Consider the following 25,548-nt stretch of genomic DNA (forward strand, 5'->3'; position numbering starts at 1 on the left):
CGTCGTTCCATGTCGTGAATGCACATGTCGCATCCCCCCGCCGGGTATAGCGTTATGGAAAACAGCGATGAGGTGAAGCATGGCCAACGATCACGACGACCAGGGTCCGGCGCAATATTCCTCGCCGCCATGCTTCATGCACGAACTCGATCCCGCGTTTCACGCGCCGATATCCGATTGGACCGACGTCAGACGATGGCGCAAGGCCGAACGGGAACGCCTGATCGCGGCGCGTCTCGCGGTTTCCGCCGATGCGCGAACGGCGATGTCGCAGAGCATCGCCGGAGCCCTCGACGCGGCGATCGGCGATATCGCCGGCCGCATGGTCAGCCTCTATTGGCCGTTTCGCGGCGAGCCGGACCTGCGGCCATGGATGGCCGCCATCAATGAACGAGGCGGGCGCACCGCGCTGCCCGTCGTCATCGAAAAGGCACAGCCGCTGATCTTCCGGGCCTATGTTCCGGGCGACCGGCTGGAGAAGGGCGTGTGGAACATTCCGATTCCGGCCGAGGGCGAACCGGTCTTGCCCGACATCGTCATCTCGCCGATCGTCGGCATCGATTCCGGCAATTATCGCCTGGGCTATGGCGGCGGGTTCTACGACCGAACGCTGGCGGCGATGCCGTTCAAGCCGCTGGTCATCGGCGTCGGCTACGAATTGCAGCGAATCCCGACCATCTATCCGCAGCCGCACGATATCCCGATGGGCGAGGTGGTGACGGAGATTTAGGCCGAGAGCTACTGGCTGGCTCTTGTGCCTTTTGATCGGCGAAGATTTGTTTTGCGCCCAGTCTCCGATCTTGATAGATTTGGACGTTGGGGAATATAAGATGTTTGGTACATCGGCGCCTTACGTCATTACGGTTTTGATGTCGGTAATTACGTGGGTTCTGTCTACGTATTACGAACACATAAGCACCACGCCGTATCTGCGCTATGAGACAAGTGAAAATGGTCGCGATGCTTCGCCGCCATACATAGTGTATCGTTTCACGAATGTGTCTCCAAAGACTAGAATATCTAATGTCACTTTGGGACTGGACTGTCCTGGCGACGATGAATGCTTTGGCACTCCGGGATCCGACATAAATACCTATGCGCAGATGTTGAAAGTGCCGCCGTGGGCTATGACCGAGGGTATCTTGCCAAATTCGCTCAGCATAGCTCAAAAGATCGACCTGCCAGCCGGTACAGCATTTGAAATACGAGCTGTGCTTAGGTCGAAAGATGTGGAACCAGTCCTCTATTTCCAAAACAAGAAGGAAGATCAAAAAATTGATTTAAAGCTGGTAAGAAGCTGGTCGCTGGACACGATTCTTGCCAACAATTTTTTGGAGGTCGTATCCGCTTTATGGATACTTTTCTGCGTTATGCTATTTATATCATACAAGAACGCAAGCACATCTGGAAGTAAAAAGGCGGCGCAGGATATCAACCTTAAAATAACTAGGGGGCGATAATGATTTTGCGGTTTGCTTTACTAACGCCTCTTTTGTTGGTGATTTTAAGTGACGTCGCATCGGCAAAAACGATTACTGTTTCGATTGCTGTGATGACGAATGGCAAACCGCCCGTTGGAGTGCCAGCTCACATATACAGGAAGACTGCCTCGACCTCGGAGGAGTTGATTACCGATACGGACGACGAGGGAAAGGTTGCCATACCGGAGACTGTTTGTTCCGCCGATGTACAATATCGAGTGGAAGCTTTGCTCCCCATACGCTTTCCACAAGGTCGTCTGCGTTGGGAATCTTGTCGGATAACCGGACAGATCGTGTTTCTGCTAACGCCCTCCGGAATTTCGAAGAACACAGAACGTTTTCTCAGTGGACAGATTCCCGATGGATGGGTTGTTCCCCAAGGCTACGAACCTGTTTTCGTAGAACTGAGAGAGGCGGTCGCTAGTGAGCAGTGGGGGGCTGCCGCGAAGCTCAGTTCGCAGCTCGCCAACCAATATCGATCGGCAGGCCGCAAGGACGAGGCGAACACTTTCGCCGAGATAGCGCTTGCAGGAACGGTGAGCTATGCCACCTCTCAGCTCCCCGACAGCGATGCCATTGATACGTTTTTGAAACCCAAGAACCCCGACGCAACATTTGACAGCGAAATCCGGTTGTCACCGTTTGCCAAGAAGGCAGTCGCCGAGTTTCAAAAGTCTCGTGGGCTACCTACCGACGGCATTGTCGGATGGCAAACGATGGGTCGCCTGCCCGGAGGCGCAGGCTACACATTACCTGACGTTGCGGTTGTTCCATTCGAGAATCTGGTCGTCAAGCCGAATACTTGAGGGATATGGATTGCTATTGAGGTGCGCCTCGCCTCTATCCTTTTGCTTCGGCATTGGAGTTGCTCAAGGTTCTACGCATTCAGGCCATTTCGGGCTTCAGGCCCATCGCCGTCCGGTCGACGATTTCGCGCAGGGCAAAAGACGAATTGATCTTCGTCACATGCGGCATCGCCGACAGCCACTCCTTGTGGATGCGTTCGTAGTCGGCAAGGTCCTTGGCCGCGATCCTGAGGATGTAGTCGTACTCGCCCGACATCAGGTGGCAGGACAGCACGTTCGGGCAGCGCTTGATCGCAGCCTCGAAATCCGACAGCGTCTTCTCGAACTGGCCCGACAGCGATATGTGCACGATCGCCGTCATCTGGTGACCAAGTGCTGCATTGGAAAGCCGGGCATGATAGCCGCGGATGGTTCCGGATTTCTCCAGATTGTCGAGCCGGCGCGAACAGGCCGACTGCGACAGGCCGACCCTTTCGGCAAGGGCGGCGTTCGGCATTCTGCCATCCTTCTGCAAGGTCTCCAGAATGGCGATATCAATCCTGTCGAGTGGCATTCTTCGTGATTCCTGCGAATTTTTGCGCATTCTACGCAACAATTATCGAATAGCGAGCCCTCCTGCAAGTGCATTCGCAAACACTTACGCAACGATTCGTGGTTGACTGCGTCAATACAGGGAACGAGCCCCGAAGGGCCGTGTCAGGAGAAAAGAAAATGCGCGTCGGCTGCCCCCGGGAAATCAAGAATCATGAATATCGCGTCGGACTTACGCCCGGCTCGGTCCGCGAATATGTCGCCCACGGACATGAGGTGCTGGTCGAGACCGGCGCCGGGGCCGGCATCGGAGCCGACGACAACGCCTATCGCGCTGCCGGCGCCACCATCGCCAAGACGGCGGCCGATGTGTTCGCCAAGTCGGATATGATCGTCAAGGTCAAGGAGCCGCAGCCTAACGAATGGGCCCAACTGCGCGATGGCCAGATCCTCTACACCTATCTTCACCTTGCTCCGGATCCGGAACAGACCAAGGGCCTGCTCGCTTCGGGCGTTACCGCCATCGCCTATGAAACGGTGACCGACGACCGGGGCGGCCTGCCGTTGCTGGCGCCGATGTCGGAAGTCGCCGGCCGCCTGTCGATCCAGGCCGGCGCCACGGCGCTGCAGAAGGCCAATGGCGGCCGCGGCGTGCTGCTCGGCGGCGTGCCCGGCGTGCTGCCCGGCAAGGTCACCGTGCTCGGCGGCGGCGTCGTCGGCCTGCACGCGGCCAGGATGGCGGCTGGCCTGGGCGCCGACGTCACCATCATCGACCGCTCGATCCCGCGCCTGCGCCAGCTCGACGACCTCTTTGCCGGCCGCGTCCACACCCGCTATTCGACCGTGGAGGCTCTGGAAGAAGAGTGCTTTTCCGCCGACATCGTCGTGGGCGCCGTGCTGATCCCGGGTGCTGCGGCGCCGAAGCTGGTCTCGCGCGAAATGCTTTCGGGCATGAAGAAGGGGTCGGTGCTGGTCGACGTCGCCATCGACCAGGGCGGCTGCTTCGAGACCTCGCACGCGACCACGCATGCCGAGCCGACCTACGAGGTCGACGGCGTCATCCACTACTGCGTCGCCAACATGCCGGGCGCCGTGCCGGTCACCTCAGCACATGCACTCAACAACGCGACTCTGCACTATGGCCTTCAGCTCGCTGACAAGGGCCTGAAGGCGCTGGTCGACGACCATCATCTGCGCAATGGACTCAACGTCCACAGAGGCAAGATCACCAACCGTGCGGTCGCCGAAGCGCTCGGCTACGAACTGGTCGAACCGAAGGCGGTTCTCGCGGCCTGATTCTCCTGAGAGGATACCTGCCTCCCGTCAGCCCGCCGGTCATTCCCGGCGGGTTTTTTCTTTCCGGATTGGCGGCTGTCAGGCCTGCACCCGGCTCGGACTTAAAACATGTGCCGCAACCTGCGTCTCGGCGCCAATTGCAAGTTTAACTGAGCCCTCCAGGCAAATAGTCGAAGCCCATATGCTTCTTTGCGCAGAAAATTTCTGTGGAAGGTTCAGGCAAACAAAAAAGCGGAGCCAAGGCCCCGCTTCCTCGATGTCGAGATTTGCCGCCGGTTCATCCGCGGTCGACAAATCGATCGACGGCTACCCGTGTACCGCAATGGTATGACAGGAGTACGACAGCGCTCCGCTATCGCACCGCCACATGCGCCCGTCAGACACGTTCGATCCGGCACTGGAAGCAATTGTTGCGCGCCGAGCGGACATGCACGTAGGCAATCTCGTCGCGTTCCAAGAGAGCCTCGGCGCGCGCGGCGATCGCATCGGTCGCAATGACGCCACCGCTGCCATAGACGATGCGGTCATCCCTGCCGTAGCCGCGCACGATATAGTCCGGGCTTTCGAGAATTTCGGGAAGTGCCTGAGATTCCGCGGCGCGCTCGCATTCCTGCGCGTGAAGGAAGATCGGTCCGGTCTCGGCATAGGGCTGAAGTTTGGGGAATGGCCGGTAGGCCAGGATGAGATAGTCGTCTCCGTCGGCGATGTTCTTCAGGCAATGCCGGCATGGCATGCCGTCGCCGTCGGAGACCTTACGCTCGGGCGTGTTTCCATAGGCATCGGGCCCGCCGCGCTGAAGCGCTCGTACATCTTGTGTCGGCAAGGCTTTGAACTGGATGGTCATGGCGAAAATCTCCGATGTCATTGATCGGAAATTATGCGCATCAGCCCCCGCCTCCCACCCGATTCCTGACAATCATTGGCCCTTGGTCGGCTTGTTCCAGCCGACCAAGGCAAGGCGAACTTCACCGGATTGTCGGAACTCCCTCAGCGAATGAAGTCGTCAAAGCGACGGAGGGTGACCCGCCGGTTCCGCCAGTTTTCGTTCTGCGTCTGCACCAGCAGGAATTCCTCGCCATAACCGACCGTCTCCAAAGCATAGGCCGGCACGCCGAACTCGCGCACCAGCGTGCGCTTCAGCGAGGCGGCGCGCTGTTCCGACAGGATCCGGTTCGATTGGAAGGAGCCGACGGCGTCGGTATGGCCCTCGATGAGGACGCGCGCCCCGGGGTTGCGGCGCAGGATACGCTGCAACGCATCGGCGATAGTGTCGATCTTGTCGTATTGCGAGCTGGAGATCGCGGCCGAGCCGAAAGCGAAATTGATCGACTGGATATCGATCGACCGGGCCATGCGGCGCAGGTCCGGCCGGCGCTTGAACTCACGGATGGTGACGCGCTCGTTCGGGCGCAGCTTCACGCGGGGTGCCGCCTCGAGCTTTCGTTCGATGGTTGCGGCCGAAGGCGTTGTCGCCTGCGCGGCGGCGAGACCGGGCATTGCGATTGCCGCGATCAGCGCGGCGGCGAGGGTACGGCGGGTCAGCATGTCTTTTCTCCTTCGGCCCGTATTATGTGCGGGCAAGATGGCAGAGACAGGCTGAAGCGCGGATGAACGAGAGGTTCAGCTTTTGTGAGGGCGTCGCTATGGCCGCATGACGCTGGCCGAGCGCTCGGCGAAGGGCAGAGGGTGAACGGTCTCCTTCTTCTGCGCCACCGGCGCGAAGCCGAGCTTCTGGTAGAGCGGCAAGGCAGCAGGATGGTCGAGCGTGCAGGTCTGCACCATCACCCGCTTCGGTCCATACGACCAAGCCGCGGCGATCGCCGATCCCAGGAACCAGCGGCCGATGCCTTGCCCGGTGGCGTGTTCCATCATGCCGAAATAGGCAAGCTCGACTTCTTCCGGCAGATGCGGCTTGAGGTCGAAAAAACCGGCGGGCGCGCCATCGAGATAGAGCACCCTGATGTCGCGATCCTCGCGGTGGATGCCGGCCGAAAGCTCGTCGTCATCCAGCCTCAGCACATTGACCCAGTGCCATTTACGCCCCACCCGATCCATCAGGTACCGGTAGAAATGCAGCGGAATGTCCTTAGTTTTCAGGAGTGCGACCTGGCGGTTGTAGGGCATGGGCGGCGACACGGCCGGTGGCGCATGCATCTCGAGGAACGTCACCGTGACTTCGATGTCCTTCAGCTCGCCGTTTTCCATCGTCATTCCTTGCCTGTCACGACTGGTGTGTCGGAGAGACCGCCCCATTCGGTCCATGAGCCGTCGTAAAGCCTGTTGTCGGTATGGCCAAGCGTTTCCAACGCAAGCGTGATCACCGCCGCCGTAACGCCGGAGCCGCAGGAAGTGACGATAGGCTTCGACAGATCGAGGCCGGCGTCCTCGACCACCTTGCGCAACCGCTCCTTCGGCAGAAGCACGCCGTTTTCCGACAGCGCCGAATAAGGCAAGTTGCGCGCGCCCGGCATATGGCCGGAACGGACGCCCGCGCGCGGCTCCGGCTCCGCGCCGGTGAAGCGCCCTGCCCCGCGCGCATCGGCAATCTGGCTTTCCCGGGTTCCGACGATGCGGCGCATATCGGCAAGGCTGGCGACCCGGCCGGCGTCGAAATCGGCGTGGAACACGCTGGGCGCGATTTTGGTCGGTTCGGCCGTCACCGGCCGGCCGGCCGCTTTCCAGCCATCGAAACCACCGTCAAGGATATACGTCTGGAAGACGCCCATCACCCGGAACATCCACCATGCCCGAGGTGCCGAGAAAAAGCCCGGGCCGTCATAGACGATGATCGTGTCATCTGCCGAAACGCCCATCGCGCCGACATACTGCGCGAAATGCTGCGGCGACGGCAGCGTATGCGGCAGCGCGGCGTCCGGATCGGAGACCGCGTCCTGATCCAGGAAGCGGGCGCCCGGAATGTGCCCAGCGTCATACTCGGCGCGCGCGTCGCGGTTTTGCGCCGGAAGATACCAGGATGCATCGACAATCGTCAGGCCAGGCTGGCCCAAACGCTCCTGCAACCAGTCAGCGTCGACGGTGAAAGGACTGTCTTCAGCCATTGTGGTTCTCCTGCCGCCATTGACCAGACGTTGTCTTGCCTTGCCGCATGATCTTGTCCGAAAACATCGTAGCTTTCGAGATCATGTTTGGGGCATCGGTCCAAACCGGATGCGGAAGCGCCGGTTTTCACGCCCCTTCTTCTCGATCTTGCCGATATGGATTTCGCCGATCTCGCCGGTGCTTTTGACATGGGTGCCACCACAGGGCTGACTGTCCACCGAAGCATTCTCGCCGATGCAGACCAGCCGGATTTTGCCGGTACCTAGCGGCGGACGGACATTCTTGGACTTCACCAGACCCGGATTGGCGGCCAGTTCCTCGTCGCTGATCAGCCTGGTAAAGATCGGATGATCGGCCCGCACCAGGCCCATCAGGCCAGCCGTCACGTCTTCCTTGCTGAAGCTGGCGTCGGGAATGTCGAAATCGACACGGCTGTCGTCTTCCGAAACCGCCGCGCCGGTGATCGGAAACGGGCAGACGACGGTGAGCAAATGGCAAGCGGCATGCATGCGCATCAAGAGATGACGTCGCTCCCAGTCGATTGCGAGCTTCAGGCGCTCGCCGACCGCAGGCGCGGCTTGTTCCGGCGCCGGCACGTGGATGATCTCGTCCTTTGTTTCCCCGGTGATGGTAGCGGCCAGGACGATGCGGCTGCCATCGGCGCGCTGGAGATGGCCGCTATCGCCCGGCTGCCCGCCCGAGGTGGCATAGAAGATGGTGCGGTCCAGAACGATGCCGCCGCGCTCGTTGACGGCGACCACCACGGCATCGGCCGTCCTGAGATAGGCGTCGTCGCGAAACAGCGCTTCGGTCTTGTGCGCCATCACACGACCTTTTCAAACGGCACGGAAATATCTGATTTCTCTTCCATCCAGCCGGGCACCGGCAGCTTCTTTTCGCGCAGGAATTCGGGATTGAACAGTTTCGATTGGTAGCGTGTGCCGTAGTCGCAAAGAATGGTCACGATGGTATGGCCGGGGCCGAGTTCACGCGCCAGTCGGATCGCGCCCGCTATGTTGATGCCGGTCGAACCGCCGACGCAAAGGCCTTCCTCCTGGACCAGGTCGAAGACGATCGGCAACGCATCCTCATCACGAATTTGGAACGAGAAGTCGGGCGTGAACCCATCGAGGTTGGCGGTGATGCGTCCCTGCCCGATGCCTTCGGTGATCGAACTGCCCTCGGATTTCAGCTCACCGCTGGTATAGAAACTGTAGAGCGCAGCGCCCAGCGGATCGGCGAGAGCGATCTTTACGTCCTTGCTTTTCGCCTTCAGTCCGAAAGCGACGCCGGCCAGCGTTCCGCCCGAGCCGACCGCCGAGACGAAGCCGTCGACCTTGCCGCCGGTCTGGCTCCAGATCTCCTGCGCCGTGGTGCGGATGTGCCCGTCGCGGTTGGCGACATTGTCGAACTGGTTGGCCCAGATAGCGCCGTTCGGCTCCGAACGCGCCATTTGCTCAGCCAGCCGCCCCGACAATTTCACGTAATTGTTGGGGTTCTTGTACGGCACGGCCGGAACCTCGATCAGCTCGGCGCCGAGCAGCTTGATCGTGTCCTTCTTCTCCTGGCTCTGCGTTTCGGGAATGACGATGACGGTGCGGTAGCCGAGCGCCTTGGCGACCAGCGTCAGCCCGATGCCCGTATTGCCGGCCGTGCCCTCGACAATGACGCCGCCCGGCCTGAGCAGCCCACGCTCTTCGGCATCGCGGATGATGAACAGGCCGGCGCGGTCCTTGACCGACTGTCCTGGATTCATGAATTCGGCCTTGCCCAGGATCTCGCAGCCGGTTTCTTCCGAAGCCCTGTTGAGGCGGATCAATGGCGTGTTGCCGATAGCGTCGATCACGGAGCGGGGCATTCGGGAGTCCTTGTGTAGCTGCGGCGAAACCCTAGAAACCCGAAGCTTTGGATTCAAGGCAAGAATTTGCCTGGTCCAGTCGCATTTTCTGCACTGCATTTGCGCCGGCCTCTCCCTGGTGCCGGGCGTATCCGCGCCGTTCATTTGGGACCGGCATCGAAAACCGCTCTTTTCATTCGATTTCTTCGCGGTTAGAGCAAAAGCCAAGAACAATTCGACGGGGGCGCAGCATGACACTTTATCGGGCCGACCCGAAGCATGGCGTCGCCTGGGTCACGGGAGGCAGCAGCGGCATCGGCCGTTCGCTGGCCAGGGATCTTGCGTCCCAGGGCTATGCGGTGGCCGTAACCGCACCCGATGGCGATCCGATCGACACGCTCATTGTCGAGACCGCGCAGATGCCGGGCAAGGTGAAGGCTTTTCCCTGCGATGTGACCGACGAGCCGCGCATGGCGAGAACCGTCGCTGCGATCGAAAACGAGCTTGGCCCCATCGTGCTCGCCGTCTTAAACGCGGGCAATTACATTTCCACGCCTGGCGAGGCTCTCGTCGTCAGCGATTTTCGCCGGTCTTTCGAGGTCAACTATTTCGGCATCATCAACGGGCTGGTGCCGGTCGTCGAACGCATGCGGGTGCGGGCGCGCGGCCATATCGTGCTGGTCGGCTCGGTCACCGCTTATTTCGGCTGGCCGACGACGGCCGCTTATGGCGGCACCAAAGCGGCGATCAACATCCTGGCCGAATCGCTGAAATACGATTTCGACAAGATGAACGTGCGCGTCCAGGTCATGAATCCGGGCTTCATAGACACACCGCTGACCGAGAAGAACATGCTGCCCATGCCGGGGCTGATGCCGGTCAGCCGAGCGACGCGGCGCATGGTGCGGGGTATCAAATCCGGCGGCTTCGAGGTCACATTCCCGCGCCGGACGAGCTGGCCCCTGAAGCTGCTCAGCCTGTTGCCGAGACCGGTGTACCGAGGCGTGATCAGCCTCATGACGAGCTGGAAGGCACGGCCGCTGAATTACGACCGCAAGCCGCCGAGCGAATAGAAGCCAGCGGATCGGCGGCTTCATCGCCGGGCCGGTCGTTGCCTGTTCCCCGCCACCGCCGTAGGTTTGTTGTTGTTGCGTTTGGAGTCTGCGATGGGGCGACGAATCGTGCTTGCTGTGCTGGGGTTAGTCGCCATTCTCGCACTGGCCTTCGTGCTCGGCCCGCGGGTTCCCGTCGACACCACGATCCGCTTCGATCCATCCGCAATCGGCGACGATCCGCAGGCCTACGTGGCCAGGACGGAAGCGGCGATATCCGGCATCCGTGACGGGCTGGAGAAAGAGATCATCTGGGCCAATCCGATGGTGCATGCCAGGACACGGCTGTCCATCGTCTATATCCACGGCTTTTCGGCGTCGAAGGGCGAGCTCCGCCCGCTGCCCGACGAGGTTGCCGACCAACTCGACGCCAATCTGTTCTTCACCCGCCTCACCGGCCACGGGCAGGATGGCGCGGCCATGATGCAAGGCAGCCTCAATGCCTGGATCAACGACTATGAGGAGGCGCTCGCGATCGGCCGGGCCATCGGCGACAAGGTGATCGTCATCTCTACCTCGACCGGCGGCTCGCTGGCGGCCTGGGCGGCAACACAGCCGGGCGCTTCGGACGGCGTGGCGGCGATCGCGTTCATCTCGCCGAATTTCGGCGTCAAGGCGTCGGGCGCCGGGATCCTGACCATGCGATGGGGCAAACAAATAGCCGAACTCGTCGCCGGCAAGGAGCGCAGCTTCATGCCGCGCAACGCGCTGCACGAGAAATTCTGGACCACCAGATATCCCCTTGCCGCGACGCTGCCGATGCAGGCGCTGACGGAACTTGCCTATGGCGCGCCGGTGGAGAAAGCGGTGGTCCCTGCCCTCTTCATCTTTTCGGATTCGGACAGCGTGGTGCGGCCTGACCGCACGCGTGAAATCGCCGGGCGTTGGGGCGCGCCGCACGAGCTGGTTCCGGTCGACGATACCGGCGATCCCGACAACCACGTCATCGCCGGCGACGCCCTGTCGCCATCGACCACGACCTTCCTTGCACAAAGAATTGCCGTCTGGATCGAGGCGGTCGCGAAGTAGCCCGAGCTTCCATACGGAAAGGGCGACCGCAGCCTCACCGCGGTCGCCCTTTATCTCACTGGTGACCAGCCGGGCACGCAAATGCCCGGCCAATACGAAGCGGCCTGCCTAAGCGGCCCGCGCCGCGGGCCGCTTGCCGCCGAAGCGGCGTTTATTGTTGCCCTTGAAGGGCTTGGCGCCTTCCGGTTTGCGGTCGCCAGCGAAGGCCGGCTTGTCACCGAAGCGCTTCTTGCCGGAGCCGTTGTTCTGGCCGCCCGGCCGCCTGCCGTCGCGACGGCCATTGCGCTCGTTGCGGTCATTGGCAGGCTCGAAGCGCTCGTTCTTCTCAGCCGGGTTGCGCTGCGGATCGGGGCTGCCGAGATGGTCGGCGACAACAGGCAGCTTGGCGCGGATGATGCGTTCGACCTGGCGCAGCTTGCTGTTCTCGGACGGATCGCAGAGCGTAATCGCAATGCCGTCCCGGCCGTTGCGGCCGGTGCGGCCGATGCGGTGGACATAGCTCTCCGCCTCATCAGGCAGGTCGAAATTCACGACATGACTGATGCCGGGCACGTCGATGCCGCGCGCGGCGATGTCGGTGGCCACCAGAATGCGCACCGAACCCTCGCGGAAATCGTTCAGTGCCTTCTGCCGCGCATTCTGCGACTTGTTGCCGTGGATGACAGCGGCCTTGAAGCCGTCGCGCTCGAGGTCCTTGGTTACCCGGTCGGCGCCGTGCTTGGTACGCGAAAAGATGATGACGGACTTCATCGCCTCGTCGGCGAGCATCGTCGACAGCACTTGGCGCTTCTGCTTGGTGCGGGCAAGGACGACGCTCTGCGCGATCTCGGCCGCCGCCGTGCTTTGCGGCGCGACTTCGACACGGATTGGGTTCTTCAGCAGGCCTTTCGCCAGTTCGGCGATTTCATTGGGCATAGTCGCGGAGAACAGCACCGTCTGACGGTCCGGCGCGGTCGCCTTGGCGATGCGCTTGACGTCATTGATGAAGCCCATGTCGAGCATGCGGTCGCCCTCGTCGAGCACCAGCCATTTGGTGTCGGCAAGCATGAGGTCGCCTTCGCGCACCAGATCGGTCAACCGGCCAGGCGTGGCGATCAGGATGTCGACACCAGGCGCAACCTTCTTCACCTGGCTGAAGCGCGAGACGCCGCCCAGCACGAGCGCGGTCGAGACATGCGCGCCCTTGGCGAGGATCTTGATGGTGTCCTCGATCTGCACGGCGAGCTCACGAGTCGGCGCCAGGATCAGCGCGCGTGCCGTCTTCGGCCGGCGCTTGGTGCCGAGCGCAATGATCTTCGACAGGATCGGCAGCGCGAAGGCCGCAGTTTTGCCGGAGCCAGTCTGGGCGATGCCGAAAATGTCACGGCCTTCCATCTGCGGCGGGATCGCCTGAGCCTGGATCGGCTTCGGATCGGTGAAGCCGGCGGCATGGGTGGCCTTGAGCAGCGCACCCGTGATTCCCAGTGCTGCGAAACCGGAGAGTTCTCCAGTGTCGTTGCCGGGCAAAGTGTTTTCGTTGGTCAAAATATTCTTCTTTCACGCGGCCTCTGGCCGCAAACATCAATGGCGGCAGGGCGCAACCTGCCGTCGAATCAATTGTCATGGAACGACAAGGCGGCGGACGTGTTCGTCCGCGCGGCTGCGCTGTCGTGCCCGCAGGCATCATGCCACGGGGCTTTTTCGCCACCTTGCTAACCAATCGGGGCCGATCAGCAGGAAAGAGGGAAAACAGACGCAACCAGTCTCATTCGAGGAGAAGGCCGGATCAGTCCGGCCCAAGCGCCTATGCCGTGCATATGGCTGAGTTCGCTCTGAAATGCAAGGGCATCATGTTGCAGCGCAACAAAACGCCTCGAAAAAGCGACGCTTGCGCTCGCCTGCGGGCATCATTACCACAAAGCAGTCCGCGCAGGAGATCGAGAATGAAGGACGTGCTGAAGGAACTCGAGCGTCGTCGCGAGATCGCCCGCATGGGCGGCGGTCAGGCTCGCATCGACGCGCAGCACAAGAAGGGCAAGCTCACCGCCCGCGAACGTATCGAGGTGTTTCTCGACGAGGGTTCGTTCGAGGAGTTCGACATGTATGTCGAGCACCGTTCGACCGACTTCGGCATGGAAAAGACCAAGATCGCCGGCGATGGCGTTGTCACCGGCTGGGGCACCGTCAACGGCCGTCCCGTCTACCTTTTCGCCAAGGATTTTACCGTGTTCGGTGGCTCGCTGTCGGAAGCGCATGCCGAAAAGGTCATCAAGGTGCAGGAGATGGCGCTGCGCAACCGCGCGCCGATCATCGGCCTCTACGATGCTGGCGGTGCCCGCATCCAGGAAGGCGTGGCTGCACTCGGCGGCTACGCCGAGATCTTTCAGCGCAATGTGCTGGCGTCGGGCGTCATTCCGCAGATTTCCGTGATCATGGGGCCTTGCGCTGGCGGCGACGTCTATTCGCCGGCCATGACCGACTTCATCTTCATGGTGCGCGACACCTCCTACATGTTCGTCACTGGACCGGACGTGGTGAAGACCGTCACCAACGAGACGGTGACCTCCGAGAGCCTCGGCGGCGCTTCCGTTCACACGACGAAATCCTCGATCGCCGACGGCGCCTATGACAACGACGTCGAAGCACTGCTGCAGATGCGCCGGCTGGTCGATTTGCTGCCGGCCTCGAACACATCGGAGATTCCCGAGATTGAATGCTACCAGTCGGTCACCGATCACGATCTGTCGCTCGACCGGCTGATCCCCGACAACGCCAACAAGCCTTACGATATCAAGGAGCTGATCCTGAAAGTCGCCGACGAGGGTGATTTCTTCGAGATCCAGCAAAGTTTCGCCAAGAACATCGTCACCGGCTTCGGACGTATTGAAGGCCGCACGGTCGGCTTCGTCGCCAACCAGCCCATGGTGCTGGCCGGCGTGCTCGATTCCGACGCCAGCCGCAAGGCGGCGCGCTTCGTGCGCTTCTGCGACTGTTTTTCGATTCCGATCGTCACCTTCGTCGACGTTCCGGGCTTCCTGCCGGGCACGGCGCAGGAATATGGCGGGCTGATCAAGCACGGCGCCAAACTGCTCTTCGCCTATGCCGAGGCGACCGTGCCGAAGATCACCGTCATCACCAGGAAGGCCTATGGCGGCGCCTATGACGTGATGGCTTCGAAACACCTGCGTGGCGATATGAACTATGCCTGGCCGACGGCGCAGATCGCCGTGATGGGCGCCAGGGGCGCGGTCGAGATCATCTATCGCAAGGACATCGGAGACGCCGAAAAGATCGCTGCCCATACAAAGACTTACGAAGACCGCTTCCTGTCACCCTTCGTCGCCGCCGAGCGCGGCTATGTCGACGAGGTGATCATGCCGCATTCGACCCGCCGCCGCATTGCCCGCGCGCTGCGGATGCTGCGCAACAAGGACATGCAGAACCCCTGGAAAAAGCACGACAACATTCCGCTGTGAGCTGAATGTCGAGCCGGTCAGCGCGCGCCGCGAGCCGCCACCAGTTCGTGCAACGCCGGCACCAGCGCCAGCGGCAAGTCCTCGGCGATCAGCCCCGGCCCGAACCGGCTGCCGGACTCGGCATGGATCCATACCGCCGCGCATGCCGCCTCGAAGGCCGGCATGCCTTGCGCCAGGAAGCCGGCCACGAGCCCCGAGAGCACGTCGCCCGAACCAGCGGTTGCCAACCATGGCGCGCCATTGGAGTTGATCGCAGCCCTGCCATCGGGAGCAGCGATTACGGTGTCGGCGCCCTTGTAGACGATCACGGCGTTGGCACGGGTGGCGGCCATACGGGCCCTGGTCAGTTTGGACGAAACGGCGCCGCCCGCAATGTCAGCAAACAGCCTGGCAAATTCCCCCTCATGCGGCGTCATCACCAGCGGCGGTGCGCCCGGCTTGCGCACGGCCTCGAACAGGACGTCCGGCGCCTCGCGAAACGAAGTGATCGCGTCGGCGTCGAACACCAGGCCGTCAACCCGGGCCGCAACGTTCCGCTGCTGGCCGGCGGCAAGCAGCGTAAGCGCAAAATTCCGCGTTCTTTCACCGACACCGAAGCCAGGCCCCAGCACAAAGGCGGAGGGCCGGCGTTCGCCGATGAAGGCGTCGATGTCGCCGCTGTCATTGGCCTTGCGCAGCATGATCGAGGTCAGATGCGCGGCATTGACCTGCATCGCGTTCGCCGGGGACAGGACGGTGACCGCCCCTGCCCCGCTTCGCGCCGCGGCAAGCGCCGCAAGCCGCGCCGCGCCGGTGGCGCTCGGGCCGCCGGAAAAGACGCCGACATGGCCGCGCTTGTACTTGTGCGTATCGACACCCGGAATCGGAAAAACGTCGAGCCAAAGCGCCGGCGTGTTCTCGAACGCCTGGGGTCGAATCCGCGCAATGACACCGTCGGTGATGCCGATATCGGCCAGCACGACCTCCCCGCACAGCTTGCGCCCGGGGAGCAGAAGATGGCCAGGCTTTTTGCGTGCGAAGGTGACGGTGACCCCAGCGCGAAAAGCCTGGCCGAGCACTTGGCCGCTGCCTCCGGAAACGCCTGATGGCAGATCGACCGCGACGACCGGCAAGGCCAGGCTTGCCACAATGCCAACCGTTCCCGCCGCTTCACCGGACAGCGGTTTGGACAGCCCTGCTCCGTAAAGAGCGTCGACGACGACAGCGCCGGCTTCGGCCGCGAAATTCGCCAGCGGCCGAGGTTTGACCGGGCATTCGCCGGCGGCGAGCGCGGCATCGCTGCCCGGCTTCGGCGTGCCCGACGCCCACACCATCGTGTCGACGCCAGCGGCTGCCAGGCAGCGGGCCACGACATAGCCATCGCCGCCATTGTTGCCGGGACCGCAAAGCACATGGACCCGCTTCGCCGCCGGATGGCGGCTGAAAATTTCAGCCGCGACGGCTTCGCCTGCACGGCGCATCAGGCCGATGCCGTCGATTGCGCCGGCGGCAATCGTCAACCGATCCGCCTCGCTCATCTCCTCGGGAGAAAGAAGTTCGTTGCTCATGGATTGCCGATCCGCATTCGATAAAGCATTGTCCAGTTTTCGGCTCGACGCAAACGCAGAGGAGTTGGCGCGGTCCCAGCCAAGCTGAGCAATGCCTACCAAATAAGCAATACGCCTAAATATCGGGCAGACATAAACACCGACGCCGCGTAGGCTGCAGCCATCCGTCGCGCGCTGGATGCAGTGAACGATGCGAATTTGCATCTTCGTGCGGCATGTTCTGGAATCGAATGACACCGCTTGAAATCCCGCCAATTGGCACAATTCGTGCTTGATGGAGGCGCAAGCGGGGCTAACAACCCGTTTTTTGGCAGTGGAGGCCACTTTTTACATGAAAAAGATCGAAGCGATCATCAAGCCATTCAAGCTGGACGAAGTGAAGGAAGCGCTTCAGGAGGCCGGACTGCAAGGCATCACCGTGACCGAGGCCAAGGGTTTTGGACGACAGAAGGGCCACACCGAGCTTTATCGCGGCGCTGAATATGTCGTCGACTTCCTGCCCAAGGTGAAGATCGAGGTCGTGCTCGGCGACGATGCCGTCGAAGGCGCCATCGAAGCCATCCGCAAGGCGGCCCAGACCGGGCGCATCGGCGACGGCAAGATCTTCGTCTCCAACATCGAGGAAGTCGTGCGCATCCGCACCGGCGAAACCGGCATGGATGCCGTCTGATACCTCGCCCATCTTCCGAAACGTCATTATTAAAAAACGTCACACAGGGATACATGACATGACGACAGCCAAAGACATCATGAAGCAGATCAAGGACAACGATGTGAAGTTCGTTGACCTGCGCTTCACCGACCCGAAGGGCAAGCTGCAGCACGTGACGATGGATGTCATCGAGGTCGAGGAAGACATGTTCGCCGATGGCGTGATGTTCGATGGTTCTTCGATCGCCGGCTGGAAGGCGATCAACGAGTCCGACATGGTGCTGATGCCCGATCCTGAAACGGTCCATATGGATCCGTTTTTCGCTCAGTCGACCATGGTCATCCTGTGCGACATCCTCGATCCGGTTTCGGGCGAATCCTATAACCGCGACCCGCGCGGCACTGCCAAGAAGGCCGAGGCCTACATGAAGTCGGAAGGCATCGGCGACACCATCTATGTCGGCCCGGAAGCCGAGTTCTTCGTCTTCGACGACGTCAAGTACAAAGCCGATCCCTATAACACCGGCTTCAGGCTCGATTCCACCGAACTGCCGTCCAATGACGACACCGACTACGAAACCGGCAATCTCGGCCACCGTCCGCGCGTCAAAGGCGGTTATTTCCCGGTGCCGCCGATCGATTCGGCGCAGGACATGCGCTCCGAGATGCTGACCGTGCTCGCCGAGATGGGCGTGCGGGTCGAGAAGCATCACCACGAGGTGGCTGCGGCCCAGCACGAACTCGGCATCAAGTTCGACACGCTGGTCCGCAACGCCGACAAGATGCTGATCTACAAATATGTCGTGCATCAGGTCGCCAATGCCTATGGCAAGACCGCCACCTTCATGCCGAAGCCGATCTTCGGCGACAACGGCTCGGGCATGCATGTCCACCAGTCGATCTGGAAAGGAGGCAAGCCGACCTTCGCCGGCAACGAGTATGCCGGCCTCTCGGAAAGCTGCCTGTTCTATATCGGCGGCATCATCAAGCACGCCAAGGCCATCAACGCCTTCACCAACCCGCTGACCAATTCCTACAAGCGCCTGGTGCCGGGCTACGAGGCGCCGGTGCTGCTCGCCTATTCGGCGCGCAACCGCTCGGCATCCTGCCGTATCCCGTTCGGCTCGTCGCCAAAGTCGAAGCGCGTCGAGGTCCGCTTCCCCGATCCGGGCGCGAACCCCTATCTCGCCTTTGCCGCCATGCTGATGGCCGGCCTCGACGGGATCAAGAACAAGATTCATCCCGGCCAGCCGATGGACAAGGATCTCTACGATTTGCCGCCGAAGGAGCTGAAGAAGATCCCGACCGTCTGCGGCTCGCTGCGTGAGGCGCTCCAGAGCCTCGACAAGGACCGCGGATTCCTGAAGGCCGGCGGCGTCTTCGACGACGACCAGATCGACAGCTACATCGAGTTGAAGATGGCCGAGGTGATGCGCTTCGAAATGACACCGCATCCCGTCGAATACGACATGTACTATTCGGTCTGATTTTTGATCTCCCTGGACCCGGCATAACCCGGATCCAGCGGCTTCAATTCAGCCTGCAAATGCGAGGCCGGAAGATGAACCTCTTCCGGCCTCTTTGTTTGCTCATATCGAGGCTTCCATTCAGCCAAATCCGCGGACACCGACGCGTTCGATCGGATGCTGCCCGATCCAGCGACTGGAAAGGCGCACCGGCTGCTGAGGTTCCGTCGGCTGGTCACGTCACACGTGTCGATTGCGCTGAGGCACAGACCGGCTTGAGCCAGCCAAGCTGTGCTGCCACGCGATCCGGCATGCGCTTTTTGCAAGTAAAGGGATAAGCCAGGAGCGAGCGGCACACTGCCTCAGGCTGCAATGCCCGCTCGTCCGGCGCCCCCGCCAATGCTGTCGTTCAAGAAACCCCGCCCCGTTCGAACAGCACCGCTTGGCGTATCCCCCAATGCCTGCGAATACGCATGTTGCGCCGCAGCCTGTCAATGTCGCCGGCCGGGCGTCGAGACGGTCGATTTTGGTGTATGAACAGGGGCTTATGAAAGGATCGGTCGACAGGCATTCTTGCCGGAATGGCCGGATTTCCGGGCTTTTTCGAGGATTTCGAAGCCTGCGGCCCGGCGCCAAGGTATGCTTTCGTCAGCCCAAAGCCGCCTTGTCGGGATGGGTTTGAGCCGCCCTTTTTAACCTGACTTTTTTTGGGGGAATTTGCTTTGCCAGGCCAGGAGCCAGGAAGACGAGGAGCGGCGAACGGAAACAGCGGCATGCGATAGTGCCCGCCATCGTCACACGAAAAAGCCCCGGCAACTCCCGCCGGGGCTCGCGTCATGGTTGTCGGGGATCTTGAGGCCCGACGTGAAATATCAAGCAGCGGCCGAAACCGATGCGCCGGTCGAAACCTGCGAGATCGTCTTCAGGACCTGGGAAGCGATCTGGTAGGGGTCGCCCTGCGAGTTCGGGCGGCGGTCTTCCAGATAACCCTTGTAGTCATTCTTGACGAACGAATGCGGCACGCGGATCGAGGCGCCGCGGTCGGCGATACCATAGCTGAACTTGTTCCAGGGGGCCGTCTCGTGCTTGCCGGTCAGACGCTTGTCGTTGTCCGGGCCGTACACGGCGATATGGTCCATCAGGTTCTTTTCGAACTGCGCCATCAGGGCCTCGAAATAACCCTTGCCGCCGACTTCGCGCATATATTTGGTCGAGAAGTTGCAATGCATGCCCGAGCCGTTCCAATCGGTGTCGCCGAGCGGCTTGCAGTGGAACTCAATATCTATGCCGTACTTTTCGGTGAGGCGCTGGAGCAGGTAGCGGGCCATCCACATCTGATCGGCGGCCTTCTTGGAGCCCTTGCCGAAAATCTGGAATTCCCACTGGCCTTTGGCCACTTCGGCGTTGATGCCTTCATGGTTGATACCCGCGGCAAGGCAGAGGTCGAGATGCTCTTCGACGATCTGGCGCGCGATGCTGCCGACGTTCGAATAGCCGACGCCGGTGTAGTACGGGCCCTGCGGGGCGGGATAACCGCTCTCGGGGAAACCGAGCGGACGGCCATCCTTGTAGAAGAAGTACTCCTGCTCGAAACCGAACCAGGCATCCTCGTCGTCGAGAATGGTCGCGCGGCTGTTGGACACGTGCGGCGTGACGCCATCGGGCATCATGACTTCGCACATGACGAGAACGCCGTTGGTGCGGGCCGGATCGGGATAAAGCGCGACCGGCTTCAACACGCAATCGGAGCTTCGGCCCTCGGCCTGCATGGTGGACGAGCCGTCGAAGCCCCACAGCGGCAGCTGGTCGAGCTTCGGGAACTCGGCATAATCCTTGATCTGGGTCTTGCCGCGAAGATTGGGGGCCGGGGTGTATCCGTCGAGCCAGATATACTCGAGCTTGTATTTGGTCATTCTAGAGCCTCTCGTTGTGCTTGACCACCGCACGCGGTGTCGACGCATGGCCGGAGCAAGCCGACCTGCCGACTGGTAAAAAGCAATTCATATGCCACTCTGGCATCGACCGGTGCGACAAAATGGTCGTAAGATTCCCGTGAATTCACTGCACCGCCCCAGCAATGCGCCGGGATCGATCAGACGCAGAGATTGCGCAAATAATAGGCAATAACTGATCTTTTCATAAGCATATTGCCTAAATGAATCGCAGAACCTATTTTGAGGAAAAGCTGAATCAACTGACTCTCGGAGAAGAAAGGAGACCGCCAATGGAAGTCACCCTCGCCCGTCCGTCGGCAAAGATCCTGATGTTCCCGCTTGCAGGCCGCGTATCTGCCTCAAATTTAGGCGCGAAGGCCAAGTTCGCGGCAGAGCTTGCCTCGCTGCGTAACACGCATGCCGATTTCGATGGCTGGTATCACGAGGCCGCTGTCGAGGAAGAAAACCAGCAGCCGAAGAGCTGAACGCATCTTCAGCCTCGATATGAAAACCCGGCGCGATCGCTCGCGCCGGGTTTTCTCATGCATGTGGATCCGACCCGTTACTGCTTGGTCTCCAGGTTCGTGCCCAGCGTATCCTTGACGAAGATCATGCCGATGACGAGCGACATCGCCGCGATTATCACGGGATACCAGAGGCCATAATAGATGTCGCCCCTGTAGGCACTGAGCGCGAACACCGTCGCCGGCAGCAACCCGCCGAACCAGCCATTGCCGATATGGTAGGGCAGCGACATGCCGGTGTAGCGGATGCGGGTCGGGAACATCTCGACCAGGATGGCCGCGATCGGACCGTAGACCATGGTCACGAACAGGACGAGGACGAACAGGATGGCGATCGTCATAGGCCAGTTCACGGCCGCAGGGTCGGCGAACATGGCGAAGGCACCGCCGCCGGGTATGTTGTAGACGGTGACCTCAGGCGCACCGGCAGCCTCGTCGGCGGTCAAAAGCTTGTCCTTGATAGCCTGATCGGTAGGAACCGTCGCCTTCTCGCCGGCGCGGATGGCGGCGGCGTCGAGCTTCAGTTCGGGATTGGCAGCGACAAACGCGTCGAGCTTCTGGTCCGGTATCTTGATCGCAGCACGCTTCAGCGGATATCCGCCGTCCTGCAGCGACATGTTGACGGCCTTGACGAAGGCGGCCTCCTTGGCCTTGGCCTGGTCGCCCGCGGCGACAGCATCGTAGGATGCCACCGTTTCATTGCCGATCTTGACCGAAGCAGCCGTACCGGGTGCCGCCGTGGAAACGACGTCATAGGGCACCGAGTTCTTGGTCAGGAACGAGGTCGCGATGTCGCAAGACGTCGTGAACTTGGCGGTGCCCACCGGATTGAACTGGAACCTGCAGTCGCCGGGTGCCGCGGTCACCGTCGCGCGGGTGCTCTGCTGTGCCTCGGCAAGGGCCGGATTGGCGGCCCAGGTCAATGCCTTGAACAGCGGGAAGGTGCAGACGATCGCCAGTGCGAGCCCGGCCATGATGATCGGTTTGCGGCCGATCTTGTCGGAGAGCCAGCCGAACACGACGAAGAAGATGGAGCCCAGCGCAAGCGCGATGGCGATCATGATGTTGACCGACTGTGCGTCCAGCTTCAACACGTTCTGGAGGAAGAACAGGGCGTAGAACTGGCCGTTATACCAGACCACGGCCTGGCCAGCCGTAAGGCCGAGCAGTGCCAGCAGCGCGATCTTGGCGTTCTTCCACTGGCCGAAGGCTTCCGAGAGCGGTGCCTTGGAACCCTTGCCCTCTTCCTTCATGCGCTGGAAGGTGGGGGATTCGGAAAGCGACAGCCGGATCCAGATGGAAATGCCGAGCAACAGGAACGACACGATGAAAGGAACGCGCCAGCCCCAGGCGGCATAGGTTTCCTTGCTCATGGAGCCCTGGACGATCAGGATGACGATCAGCGACAGGAACAGGCCGAGTGTGGCGGTCGTCTGGATCCACGACGTATAGTAGCCGCGCCGGTCGTCCGGCGCATGCTCGGCGACATAGGTGGCCGCGCCGCCATATTCGCCGCCCAGTGCCAAGCCCTGGAGCATGCGCAGGATGATCAGGATCACCGGAGCCGCGATGCCGAGGCTCGCATAACCAGGCAGCAAGCCCACCAGGAAGGTCGACAGGCCCATGATCGTCATGGTGACGAGGAAGGTATATTTGCGGCCGACAAGGTCGCCGATGCGGCCGAACAGCAAAGCGCCGAACGGACGGACGAGGAAGCCGGCGGCGAAAGCCAGCAGCGCGAAAATATTGCGCGTCGCTTCCGGAATGGTCGGGCTGAAAAAGGTCGAACCAATAAAAGCCGCCAGCGACCCGTAGAGATAAAAATCGTACCACTCGAAAACGGTGCCGAGCGAAGAAGCGAAGATGACCTTCTTCTCCTCTCGCGTCATGCCGCGGCTCTTTCCGCTGGCGGTCGATGCGATAGCCATTGAGATGCTCCTCCCGTGAGACCCTTGTGCTCGATGCAGCGCCCTTGCGTTCGCATTCTCTTCCGAACGCAGACTCGCGGCAGCAATCACGGGAAAAATGACAGAAAGCGCCTGCCAACGGCAGATGACTTTGGGATTATGACTTTGGTATTAGGTGCGGTGCGGTGGCCGGTCAGCCTTCGAGCGCCTCGATCAGACCGACGGCAGCCATCATGTCGCGCTTGCGGGCGGAGCGGCGCGCGACAGCTTCCGCATCCTGTCCCCAATGCTCGATCTGCCAATCCTCGTCGACATGGCCGGCAGTCCAGGCCGCCTCACCGCCGAGTTCGCCGAACTCCACGGCCAACGCCAGCAGCGCCGAACCGGTCAGCGAGGTCATGACGTGGATCGCTGCCAGGCGCAGCGGCTCGGTGCGCTGGGCAAGATGCACACCCAGCACAGCAATAGTTTCGCGCGGTTGCTCGACGTGAATGATGCCCTCGGCAAGGTTGAAGCGAGCGCCGAGTGCTGCCTGCGCCCAGTCGAGGACAGGATCCCACAGCTCGTTCTGCCGCTCGACCAAGCCTTGTGGTGCGTCGGCGCGATAACAGAGCAGATCCGACGAGGCAAAGCGCAGTATGTCCTCCACCACCGCCTGCGGATCGCTGGCGACGCCGTCGAGCGCGGTGTTGACGAGACGCATCACCGGCATCGACACCGGATCGATGGTCTCGCCCTGGGCGGCGAATTCATCGGCGACCAGCGATGCCGCCTTCTCGGTCGGCAGCGTCAGCAGCGCCTTGCCCGGCGTGCGCACCGGCTTGCCGTCGAGATGGACGGCAAAGCCAGCATCGACGCGCGCGACCGAAACGGTCTTGTAAAAACGCTTCGGCAGCGGCTTCTTCATCTGGATTTGGGCGCGGCGCACCGGATCGGGGTCGGAGAGCAGTTTCCCCGCCTCGAGATCGCTGAGGATATCGCGCATGTCAGCCTCCTTCGGCCGTCTGCTGGCGCGGCGGCCTGTTGACGATGACCAGACCGGCGGCAATGAGACCAAGTGCCAGAAAAATGCGTATGGTCAGCGGCTCGTTCAAGAACAGGGCGCCGCACAGCACGCCGAAGACCGGCGACAGGAACGTGAAACTCGACAGGCTGGAGGCGGGATAGCGCCGCAGCAGCCAGAACCACAACACATAGGTGAAGGCGACGATATAGAGCGCCTGGAAAAGCAGGGCCAACGTCGGCAACAGCGCGGGATCGCGCACGGAGGGGCCGGCCAGAGGCAACACCAGGACGCCGACGATCGCAGCGCCGGAGAGTTGATAGAGCAGCAGCTTTTCGGCGCTCGTGTTACCCAGCTTCGAGCGCTTGATCAGGATATTGGTCAAGGCCCAGACGAATCCGGAGCCAAGGCTCAGCAGATCGCCGAACAGCATGTCCCCGCCGCCGCCGAGCTTGTCGGAAAAGACCGCGGCGAGGCCGGCAAAGGCAAGCAGAAGGCCAAGGGATTTGCGCAGGCTGATCGGCTCGCCGAGCAGGAAATGCCCTCCCAGCAGCATCCAGAACGGCATGGTGTTGACCAGCAGCGTGTTGCGGGCGACCGTGGTGTGCTCCAGCCCGACATAAAGGCAGAGGAACTCGATGCCGAAGAGCACGCCCACTGCAATGCCCGCGAGCAATGTCCCGTCCCTCTTGAAAAGCGCAATGCCGCGCCAGCGGCACCAGAGGAAGACGCAGAGCCCGCCGATAACCGAGCGCGCGATCGACAGGAAAACCGGATCATAGCCGGCATAGGAGATCTTGGCGGCGACGTAATTCAGGCCCCAGGAGAACGTCAGGCCGACCATTATGGCGGCGGCCGCCATGTCGACCGTATCGCGACGGTCGAGCGCATCGGCAGCGCCGCTCATGGTCAATCCTCCGCACTGGCGTCGTCGAAGCCGATCAGGTTCCAGCTCTGGCGCATATGCGGCGGCATAGGTGCGGTGACGTCGATGAAACCCTGGTCCGGATGCGGGATGACGATGCGGCGCGCGTGCAGATGCAGGCGGTTCTGCATCCCGCCCGGAAAATCCCAATTGGTGTCGGCCTCGAAATATTTGGGATCGCCGATGATGGGACAACCGATATGGGCGGCATGAACGCGCAACTGATGGGTGCGGCCGGTATAGGGCTCCATCTCCAGCCAGGTCAGCGCCTGCGCCGCCTGCTCGATGATGCGATAGTAGGATACGGCATGGTCGGCGCCCTTTTCGCCGTGCTTGGCAATGCGCACCCGATCGCCATCCGGCGTGGCTTCCTTGATCAGCCAGGTCGATATCTTATCCTCGCGCTTGGGCGGCACGCCCTTGACCAAAGCCCAGTAGGTCTTCTTGGTCTCGCGGGCGCGAAACGCCTCGGAGAGCTTCATCGCCGCCAGCCTGGTGCGGGCGACGACCAGCACGCCAGACGTGTCGCGATCGAGCCGGTGCACCAGCCGCGGCTTCTCGCCCTTCTGGTTGCGCCAGGCTTCCAACATGTCGTCGACGTTACGGGTGACGCCCGAGCCGCCCTGCACCGCAAGGCCAGCCGGCTTGTTGAAGACGAAAACCTTCGGATCCTCATGGATCAGCATCTTTGCCAGGACTTCGGCATCGCCCTGGTTGCGGATCGAATGGCCGGTCAGCGGGCTGTCGCCCTTCTTGTCCACTTCCAGCGGTGGAATGCGCACCGTCTGGCCAGGCTCGACACGGGTGTCGGCCTTGACGCGGCCGCCGTCGACGCGGATCTGCCCGGACCGAAGCAGCTTCTGCAGATGACCAAAGCCAAGGCCCGGGAAATGGGTCTTGAACCAGCGGTCGAGCCGCATGCCCGCCTCGCCGGCCTCCACCGTGATCTGTTCAACGCCTGCCATATTGTTTTCGCTTACCCGT

The 25,548-nt window shown here is 61.5% G+C and carries 24 protein-coding genes; 10 read left to right on the forward strand and 14 right to left on the reverse strand.

The features are described 5' to 3' along the window. The first annotated feature begins 79 nt into the window (after positions 1-79). From LB547_RS03920 to LB547_RS03930, 3 genes are all read left to right on the forward strand, one after another. Positions 80-730, forward strand: coding sequence for a 5-formyltetrahydrofolate cyclo-ligase (locus LB547_RS03920; RefSeq protein WP_140761954.1), 651 nt, complete (start codon positions 80-82; stop codon positions 728-730). A gap of 100 nt (positions 731-830) precedes the next feature. After that, entirely contained in the window at positions 831-1,460 is a 630-nt protein-coding gene (locus LB547_RS03925) for a hypothetical protein (protein WP_140761951.1), read from the forward strand. Next, entirely contained in the window at positions 1,460-2,287 is an 828-nt protein-coding gene (locus tag LB547_RS03930; protein WP_140761948.1) for a peptidoglycan-binding domain-containing protein, read from the forward strand. Before LB547_RS03925 ends, LB547_RS03930 begins: the two co-directional genes overlap by 1 nt. 79 nt (positions 2,288-2,366) lie before the next feature. Here the strand turns inward: LB547_RS03930 and LB547_RS03935 are convergent, their stop codons facing one another. Beyond that, the gene (locus tag LB547_RS03935) at positions 2,367-2,840 is read right to left on the reverse strand and encodes an Lrp/AsnC family transcriptional regulator (protein ID WP_140501327.1); all 474 of its coding nucleotides are present in this window, start codon (positions 2,838-2,840) and stop codon (positions 2,367-2,369) included. Positions 2,841-2,998: 158 nt separating this feature from the next. Here LB547_RS03935 and ald point away from each other — a divergent pair, with 158 nt between their 5' ends. Next, complete coding sequence (gene ald, locus LB547_RS03940) at positions 2,999-4,114, forward strand: alanine dehydrogenase (RefSeq protein ID WP_140501325.1); 1,116 nt, start codon at positions 2,999-3,001, stop codon at positions 4,112-4,114. Between the two features lie 376 nt (positions 4,115-4,490). Here ald and LB547_RS03945 read toward each other — a convergent pair whose 3' ends face one another. The 6 genes from LB547_RS03945 to LB547_RS03970 form a co-directional block, all read right to left on the reverse strand. Further along, positions 4,491-4,958 carry a DUF1203 domain-containing protein gene (locus LB547_RS03945; protein ID WP_140557270.1) on the reverse strand — a complete coding sequence of 156 codons (468 nt, stop codon included), beginning with the start codon at positions 4,956-4,958 and terminating at the stop codon, positions 4,491-4,493. 143 nt (positions 4,959-5,101) lie between these two features. Next, a complete protein-coding gene (locus LB547_RS03950) occupies positions 5,102-5,659 on the reverse strand; it encodes an OmpA family protein (protein ID WP_140501321.1) in 558 nt (185 codons plus the stop codon). A gap of 96 nt (positions 5,660-5,755) precedes the next feature. After that, the gene (locus LB547_RS03955; protein WP_140761945.1) at positions 5,756-6,319 is read right to left on the reverse strand and encodes a GNAT family N-acetyltransferase; all 564 of its coding nucleotides are present in this window, start codon (positions 6,317-6,319) and stop codon (positions 5,756-5,758) included. Positions 6,320-6,321: 2 nt separating this feature from the next. After that, positions 6,322-7,173, reverse strand: coding sequence for a 3-mercaptopyruvate sulfurtransferase (gene sseA / locus LB547_RS03960; RefSeq protein WP_140501318.1), 852 nt, complete (start codon positions 7,171-7,173; stop codon positions 6,322-6,324). A gap of 81 nt (positions 7,174-7,254) precedes the next feature. After that, on the reverse strand, positions 7,255-7,998 hold the full coding sequence (locus tag LB547_RS03965) for an alanyl-tRNA editing protein (protein ID WP_140515436.1): 744 nt from the start codon (positions 7,996-7,998) through the stop codon (positions 7,255-7,257). Then, a complete protein-coding gene (locus tag LB547_RS03970; protein WP_140501314.1) occupies positions 7,998-9,032 on the reverse strand; it encodes a cysteine synthase A in 1,035 nt (344 codons plus the stop codon). The genes LB547_RS03965 and LB547_RS03970 overlap by 1 nt, the downstream gene beginning before the upstream one ends. Before the next feature lie 230 nt (positions 9,033-9,262). Between LB547_RS03970 and LB547_RS03975 the strand changes: the two genes are divergently transcribed. Next, on the forward strand, positions 9,263-10,084 hold the full coding sequence (locus LB547_RS03975) for an SDR family oxidoreductase (protein ID WP_140501312.1): 822 nt from the start codon (positions 9,263-9,265) through the stop codon (positions 10,082-10,084). A gap of 93 nt (positions 10,085-10,177) precedes the next feature. Further along, positions 10,178-11,152: an alpha/beta hydrolase gene (locus tag LB547_RS03980; RefSeq protein ID WP_140761942.1), complete on the forward strand. Its 975-nt coding sequence runs from the start codon at positions 10,178-10,180 to the stop codon at positions 11,150-11,152. A gap of 108 nt (positions 11,153-11,260) precedes the next feature. On the opposite strand, the gene LB547_RS03985 is transcribed toward LB547_RS03980, so the two are convergent. After that, positions 11,261-12,676, reverse strand: a complete 1,416-nt coding sequence (locus LB547_RS03985) for a DEAD/DEAH box helicase (RefSeq protein WP_140501308.1) — start codon at positions 12,674-12,676, stop codon at positions 11,261-11,263. Between the two features lie 398 nt (positions 12,677-13,074). On the opposite strand from LB547_RS03985, the gene LB547_RS03990 reads away from it, so the two are divergent. Continuing rightward, positions 13,075-14,607, forward strand: a complete 1,533-nt coding sequence (locus tag LB547_RS03990; RefSeq protein WP_140761939.1) for an acyl-CoA carboxylase subunit beta — start codon at positions 13,075-13,077, stop codon at positions 14,605-14,607. A gap of 17 nt (positions 14,608-14,624) precedes the next feature. Here the strand turns inward: LB547_RS03990 and LB547_RS03995 are convergent, their stop codons facing one another. Further along, a complete protein-coding gene (locus tag LB547_RS03995; protein ID WP_140761936.1) occupies positions 14,625-16,154 on the reverse strand; it encodes an NAD(P)H-hydrate dehydratase in 1,530 nt (509 codons plus the stop codon). A 331-nt stretch (positions 16,155-16,485) separates the two neighbouring features. Here LB547_RS03995 and LB547_RS04000 point away from each other — a divergent pair, with 331 nt between their 5' ends. Further along, on the forward strand, positions 16,486-16,824 hold the full coding sequence (locus LB547_RS04000; protein WP_006205430.1) for a P-II family nitrogen regulator: 339 nt from the start codon (positions 16,486-16,488) through the stop codon (positions 16,822-16,824). Positions 16,825-16,882: 58 nt separating this feature from the next. Further along, entirely contained in the window at positions 16,883-18,292 is a 1,410-nt protein-coding gene (glnA, locus tag LB547_RS04005) for a type I glutamate--ammonia ligase (RefSeq protein WP_140527990.1), read from the forward strand. Positions 18,293-19,143: 851 nt separating this feature from the next. Here glnA and LB547_RS04010 read toward each other — a convergent pair. Then, positions 19,144-20,184, reverse strand: a complete 1,041-nt coding sequence (locus LB547_RS04010) for a glutamine synthetase beta-grasp domain-containing protein (protein ID WP_140501300.1) — start codon at positions 20,182-20,184, stop codon at positions 19,144-19,146. A gap of 311 nt (positions 20,185-20,495) precedes the next feature. Between LB547_RS04010 and LB547_RS04015 the strand changes: the two genes are divergently transcribed. Next, on the forward strand, positions 20,496-20,690 hold the full coding sequence (locus LB547_RS04015; RefSeq protein ID WP_140501298.1) for a DUF2735 domain-containing protein: 195 nt from the start codon (positions 20,496-20,498) through the stop codon (positions 20,688-20,690). A 77-nt stretch (positions 20,691-20,767) separates the two neighbouring features. On the opposite strand, the gene LB547_RS04020 is transcribed toward LB547_RS04015, so the two are convergent. The 4 genes from LB547_RS04020 to LB547_RS04035 all read right to left on the reverse strand — a co-directional run bounded on the left by LB547_RS04020 (position 20,768) and on the right by LB547_RS04035 (position 25,529). Continuing rightward, the gene (locus LB547_RS04020; protein WP_140525514.1) at positions 20,768-22,657 is read right to left on the reverse strand and encodes an MFS transporter; all 1,890 of its coding nucleotides are present in this window, start codon (positions 22,655-22,657) and stop codon (positions 20,768-20,770) included. A 172-nt stretch (positions 22,658-22,829) separates the two neighbouring features. Then, positions 22,830-23,621 carry an ATP12 family chaperone protein gene (locus tag LB547_RS04025; RefSeq protein ID WP_140564591.1) on the reverse strand — a complete coding sequence of 264 codons (792 nt, stop codon included), beginning with the start codon at positions 23,619-23,621 and terminating at the stop codon, positions 22,830-22,832. 1 nt (position 23,622) lies between these two features. Further along, positions 23,623-24,546 carry a DMT family transporter gene (locus LB547_RS04030; protein WP_140650858.1) on the reverse strand — a complete coding sequence of 308 codons (924 nt, stop codon included), beginning with the start codon at positions 24,544-24,546 and terminating at the stop codon, positions 23,623-23,625. Between the two features lie 2 nt (positions 24,547-24,548). Beyond that, a complete protein-coding gene (locus tag LB547_RS04035; RefSeq protein ID WP_140515445.1) occupies positions 24,549-25,529 on the reverse strand; it encodes an RluA family pseudouridine synthase in 981 nt (326 codons plus the stop codon). Positions 25,530-25,548 lie beyond the last annotated feature (19 nt).

The organism is Mesorhizobium sp. B264B1B (assembly GCF_020165765.1).
Taxonomy (GTDB): Bacteria; Pseudomonadota; Alphaproteobacteria; order Rhizobiales; family Rhizobiaceae; genus Mesorhizobium.

What these genes read in the sequence shown, in the direction of transcription:
- LB547_RS03920 (WP_140761954.1), top strand. Translation starts at nt 80, where the DNA reads ATGGCCAACGATCACGACGACCAGGGTCCGGCGCAATATTCCTCGCCG.
- LB547_RS03925 (WP_140761951.1), top strand. Translation starts at nt 831, where the DNA reads ATGTTTGGTACATCGGCGCCTTACGTCATTACGGTTTTGATGTCGGTA.
- LB547_RS03930 (WP_140761948.1), top strand. Translation starts at nt 1,460, where the DNA reads ATGATTTTGCGGTTTGCTTTACTAACGCCTCTTTTGTTGGTGATTTTA.
- LB547_RS03935 (WP_140501327.1), bottom strand. Translation starts at nt 2,840, where the DNA reads ATGCCACTCGACAGGATTGATATCGCCATTCTGGAGACCTTGCAGAAG.
- ald (WP_140501325.1), top strand. Translation starts at nt 2,999, where the DNA reads ATGCGCGTCGGCTGCCCCCGGGAAATCAAGAATCATGAATATCGCGTC.
- LB547_RS03945 (WP_140557270.1), bottom strand. Translation starts at nt 4,958, where the DNA reads ATGACCATCCAGTTCAAAGCCTTGCCGACACAAGATGTACGAGCGCTT.
- LB547_RS03950 (WP_140501321.1), bottom strand. Translation starts at nt 5,659, where the DNA reads ATGCTGACCCGCCGTACCCTCGCCGCCGCGCTGATCGCGGCAATCGCA.
- LB547_RS03955 (WP_140761945.1), bottom strand. Translation starts at nt 6,319, where the DNA reads ATGGAAAACGGCGAGCTGAAGGACATCGAAGTCACGGTGACGTTCCTC.
- sseA (WP_140501318.1), bottom strand. Translation starts at nt 7,173, where the DNA reads ATGGCTGAAGACAGTCCTTTCACCGTCGACGCTGACTGGTTGCAGGAG.
- LB547_RS03965 (WP_140515436.1), bottom strand. Translation starts at nt 7,998, where the DNA reads ATGGCGCACAAGACCGAAGCGCTGTTTCGCGACGACGCCTATCTCAGG.
- LB547_RS03970 (WP_140501314.1), bottom strand. Translation starts at nt 9,032, where the DNA reads ATGCCCCGCTCCGTGATCGACGCTATCGGCAACACGCCATTGATCCGC.
- LB547_RS03975 (WP_140501312.1), top strand. Translation starts at nt 9,263, where the DNA reads ATGACACTTTATCGGGCCGACCCGAAGCATGGCGTCGCCTGGGTCACG.
- LB547_RS03980 (WP_140761942.1), top strand. Translation starts at nt 10,178, where the DNA reads ATGGGGCGACGAATCGTGCTTGCTGTGCTGGGGTTAGTCGCCATTCTC.
- LB547_RS03990 (WP_140761939.1), top strand. Translation starts at nt 13,075, where the DNA reads ATGAAGGACGTGCTGAAGGAACTCGAGCGTCGTCGCGAGATCGCCCGC.
- LB547_RS03995 (WP_140761936.1), bottom strand. Translation starts at nt 16,154, where the DNA reads ATGAGCAACGAACTTCTTTCTCCCGAGGAGATGAGCGAGGCGGATCGG.
- LB547_RS04000 (WP_006205430.1), top strand. Translation starts at nt 16,486, where the DNA reads ATGAAAAAGATCGAAGCGATCATCAAGCCATTCAAGCTGGACGAAGTG.
- glnA (WP_140527990.1), top strand. Translation starts at nt 16,883, where the DNA reads ATGACGACAGCCAAAGACATCATGAAGCAGATCAAGGACAACGATGTG.
- LB547_RS04010 (WP_140501300.1), bottom strand. Translation starts at nt 20,184, where the DNA reads ATGACCAAATACAAGCTCGAGTATATCTGGCTCGACGGATACACCCCG.
- LB547_RS04015 (WP_140501298.1), top strand. Translation starts at nt 20,496, where the DNA reads ATGGAAGTCACCCTCGCCCGTCCGTCGGCAAAGATCCTGATGTTCCCG.
- LB547_RS04020 (WP_140525514.1), bottom strand. Translation starts at nt 22,657, where the DNA reads ATGGCTATCGCATCGACCGCCAGCGGAAAGAGCCGCGGCATGACGCGA.
- LB547_RS04025 (WP_140564591.1), bottom strand. Translation starts at nt 23,621, where the DNA reads ATGCGCGATATCCTCAGCGATCTCGAGGCGGGGAAACTGCTCTCCGAC.
- LB547_RS04030 (WP_140650858.1), bottom strand. Translation starts at nt 24,546, where the DNA reads ATGAGCGGCGCTGCCGATGCGCTCGACCGTCGCGATACGGTCGACATG.
- LB547_RS04035 (WP_140515445.1), bottom strand. Translation starts at nt 25,529, where the DNA reads ATGGCAGGCGTTGAACAGATCACGGTGGAGGCCGGCGAGGCGGGCATG.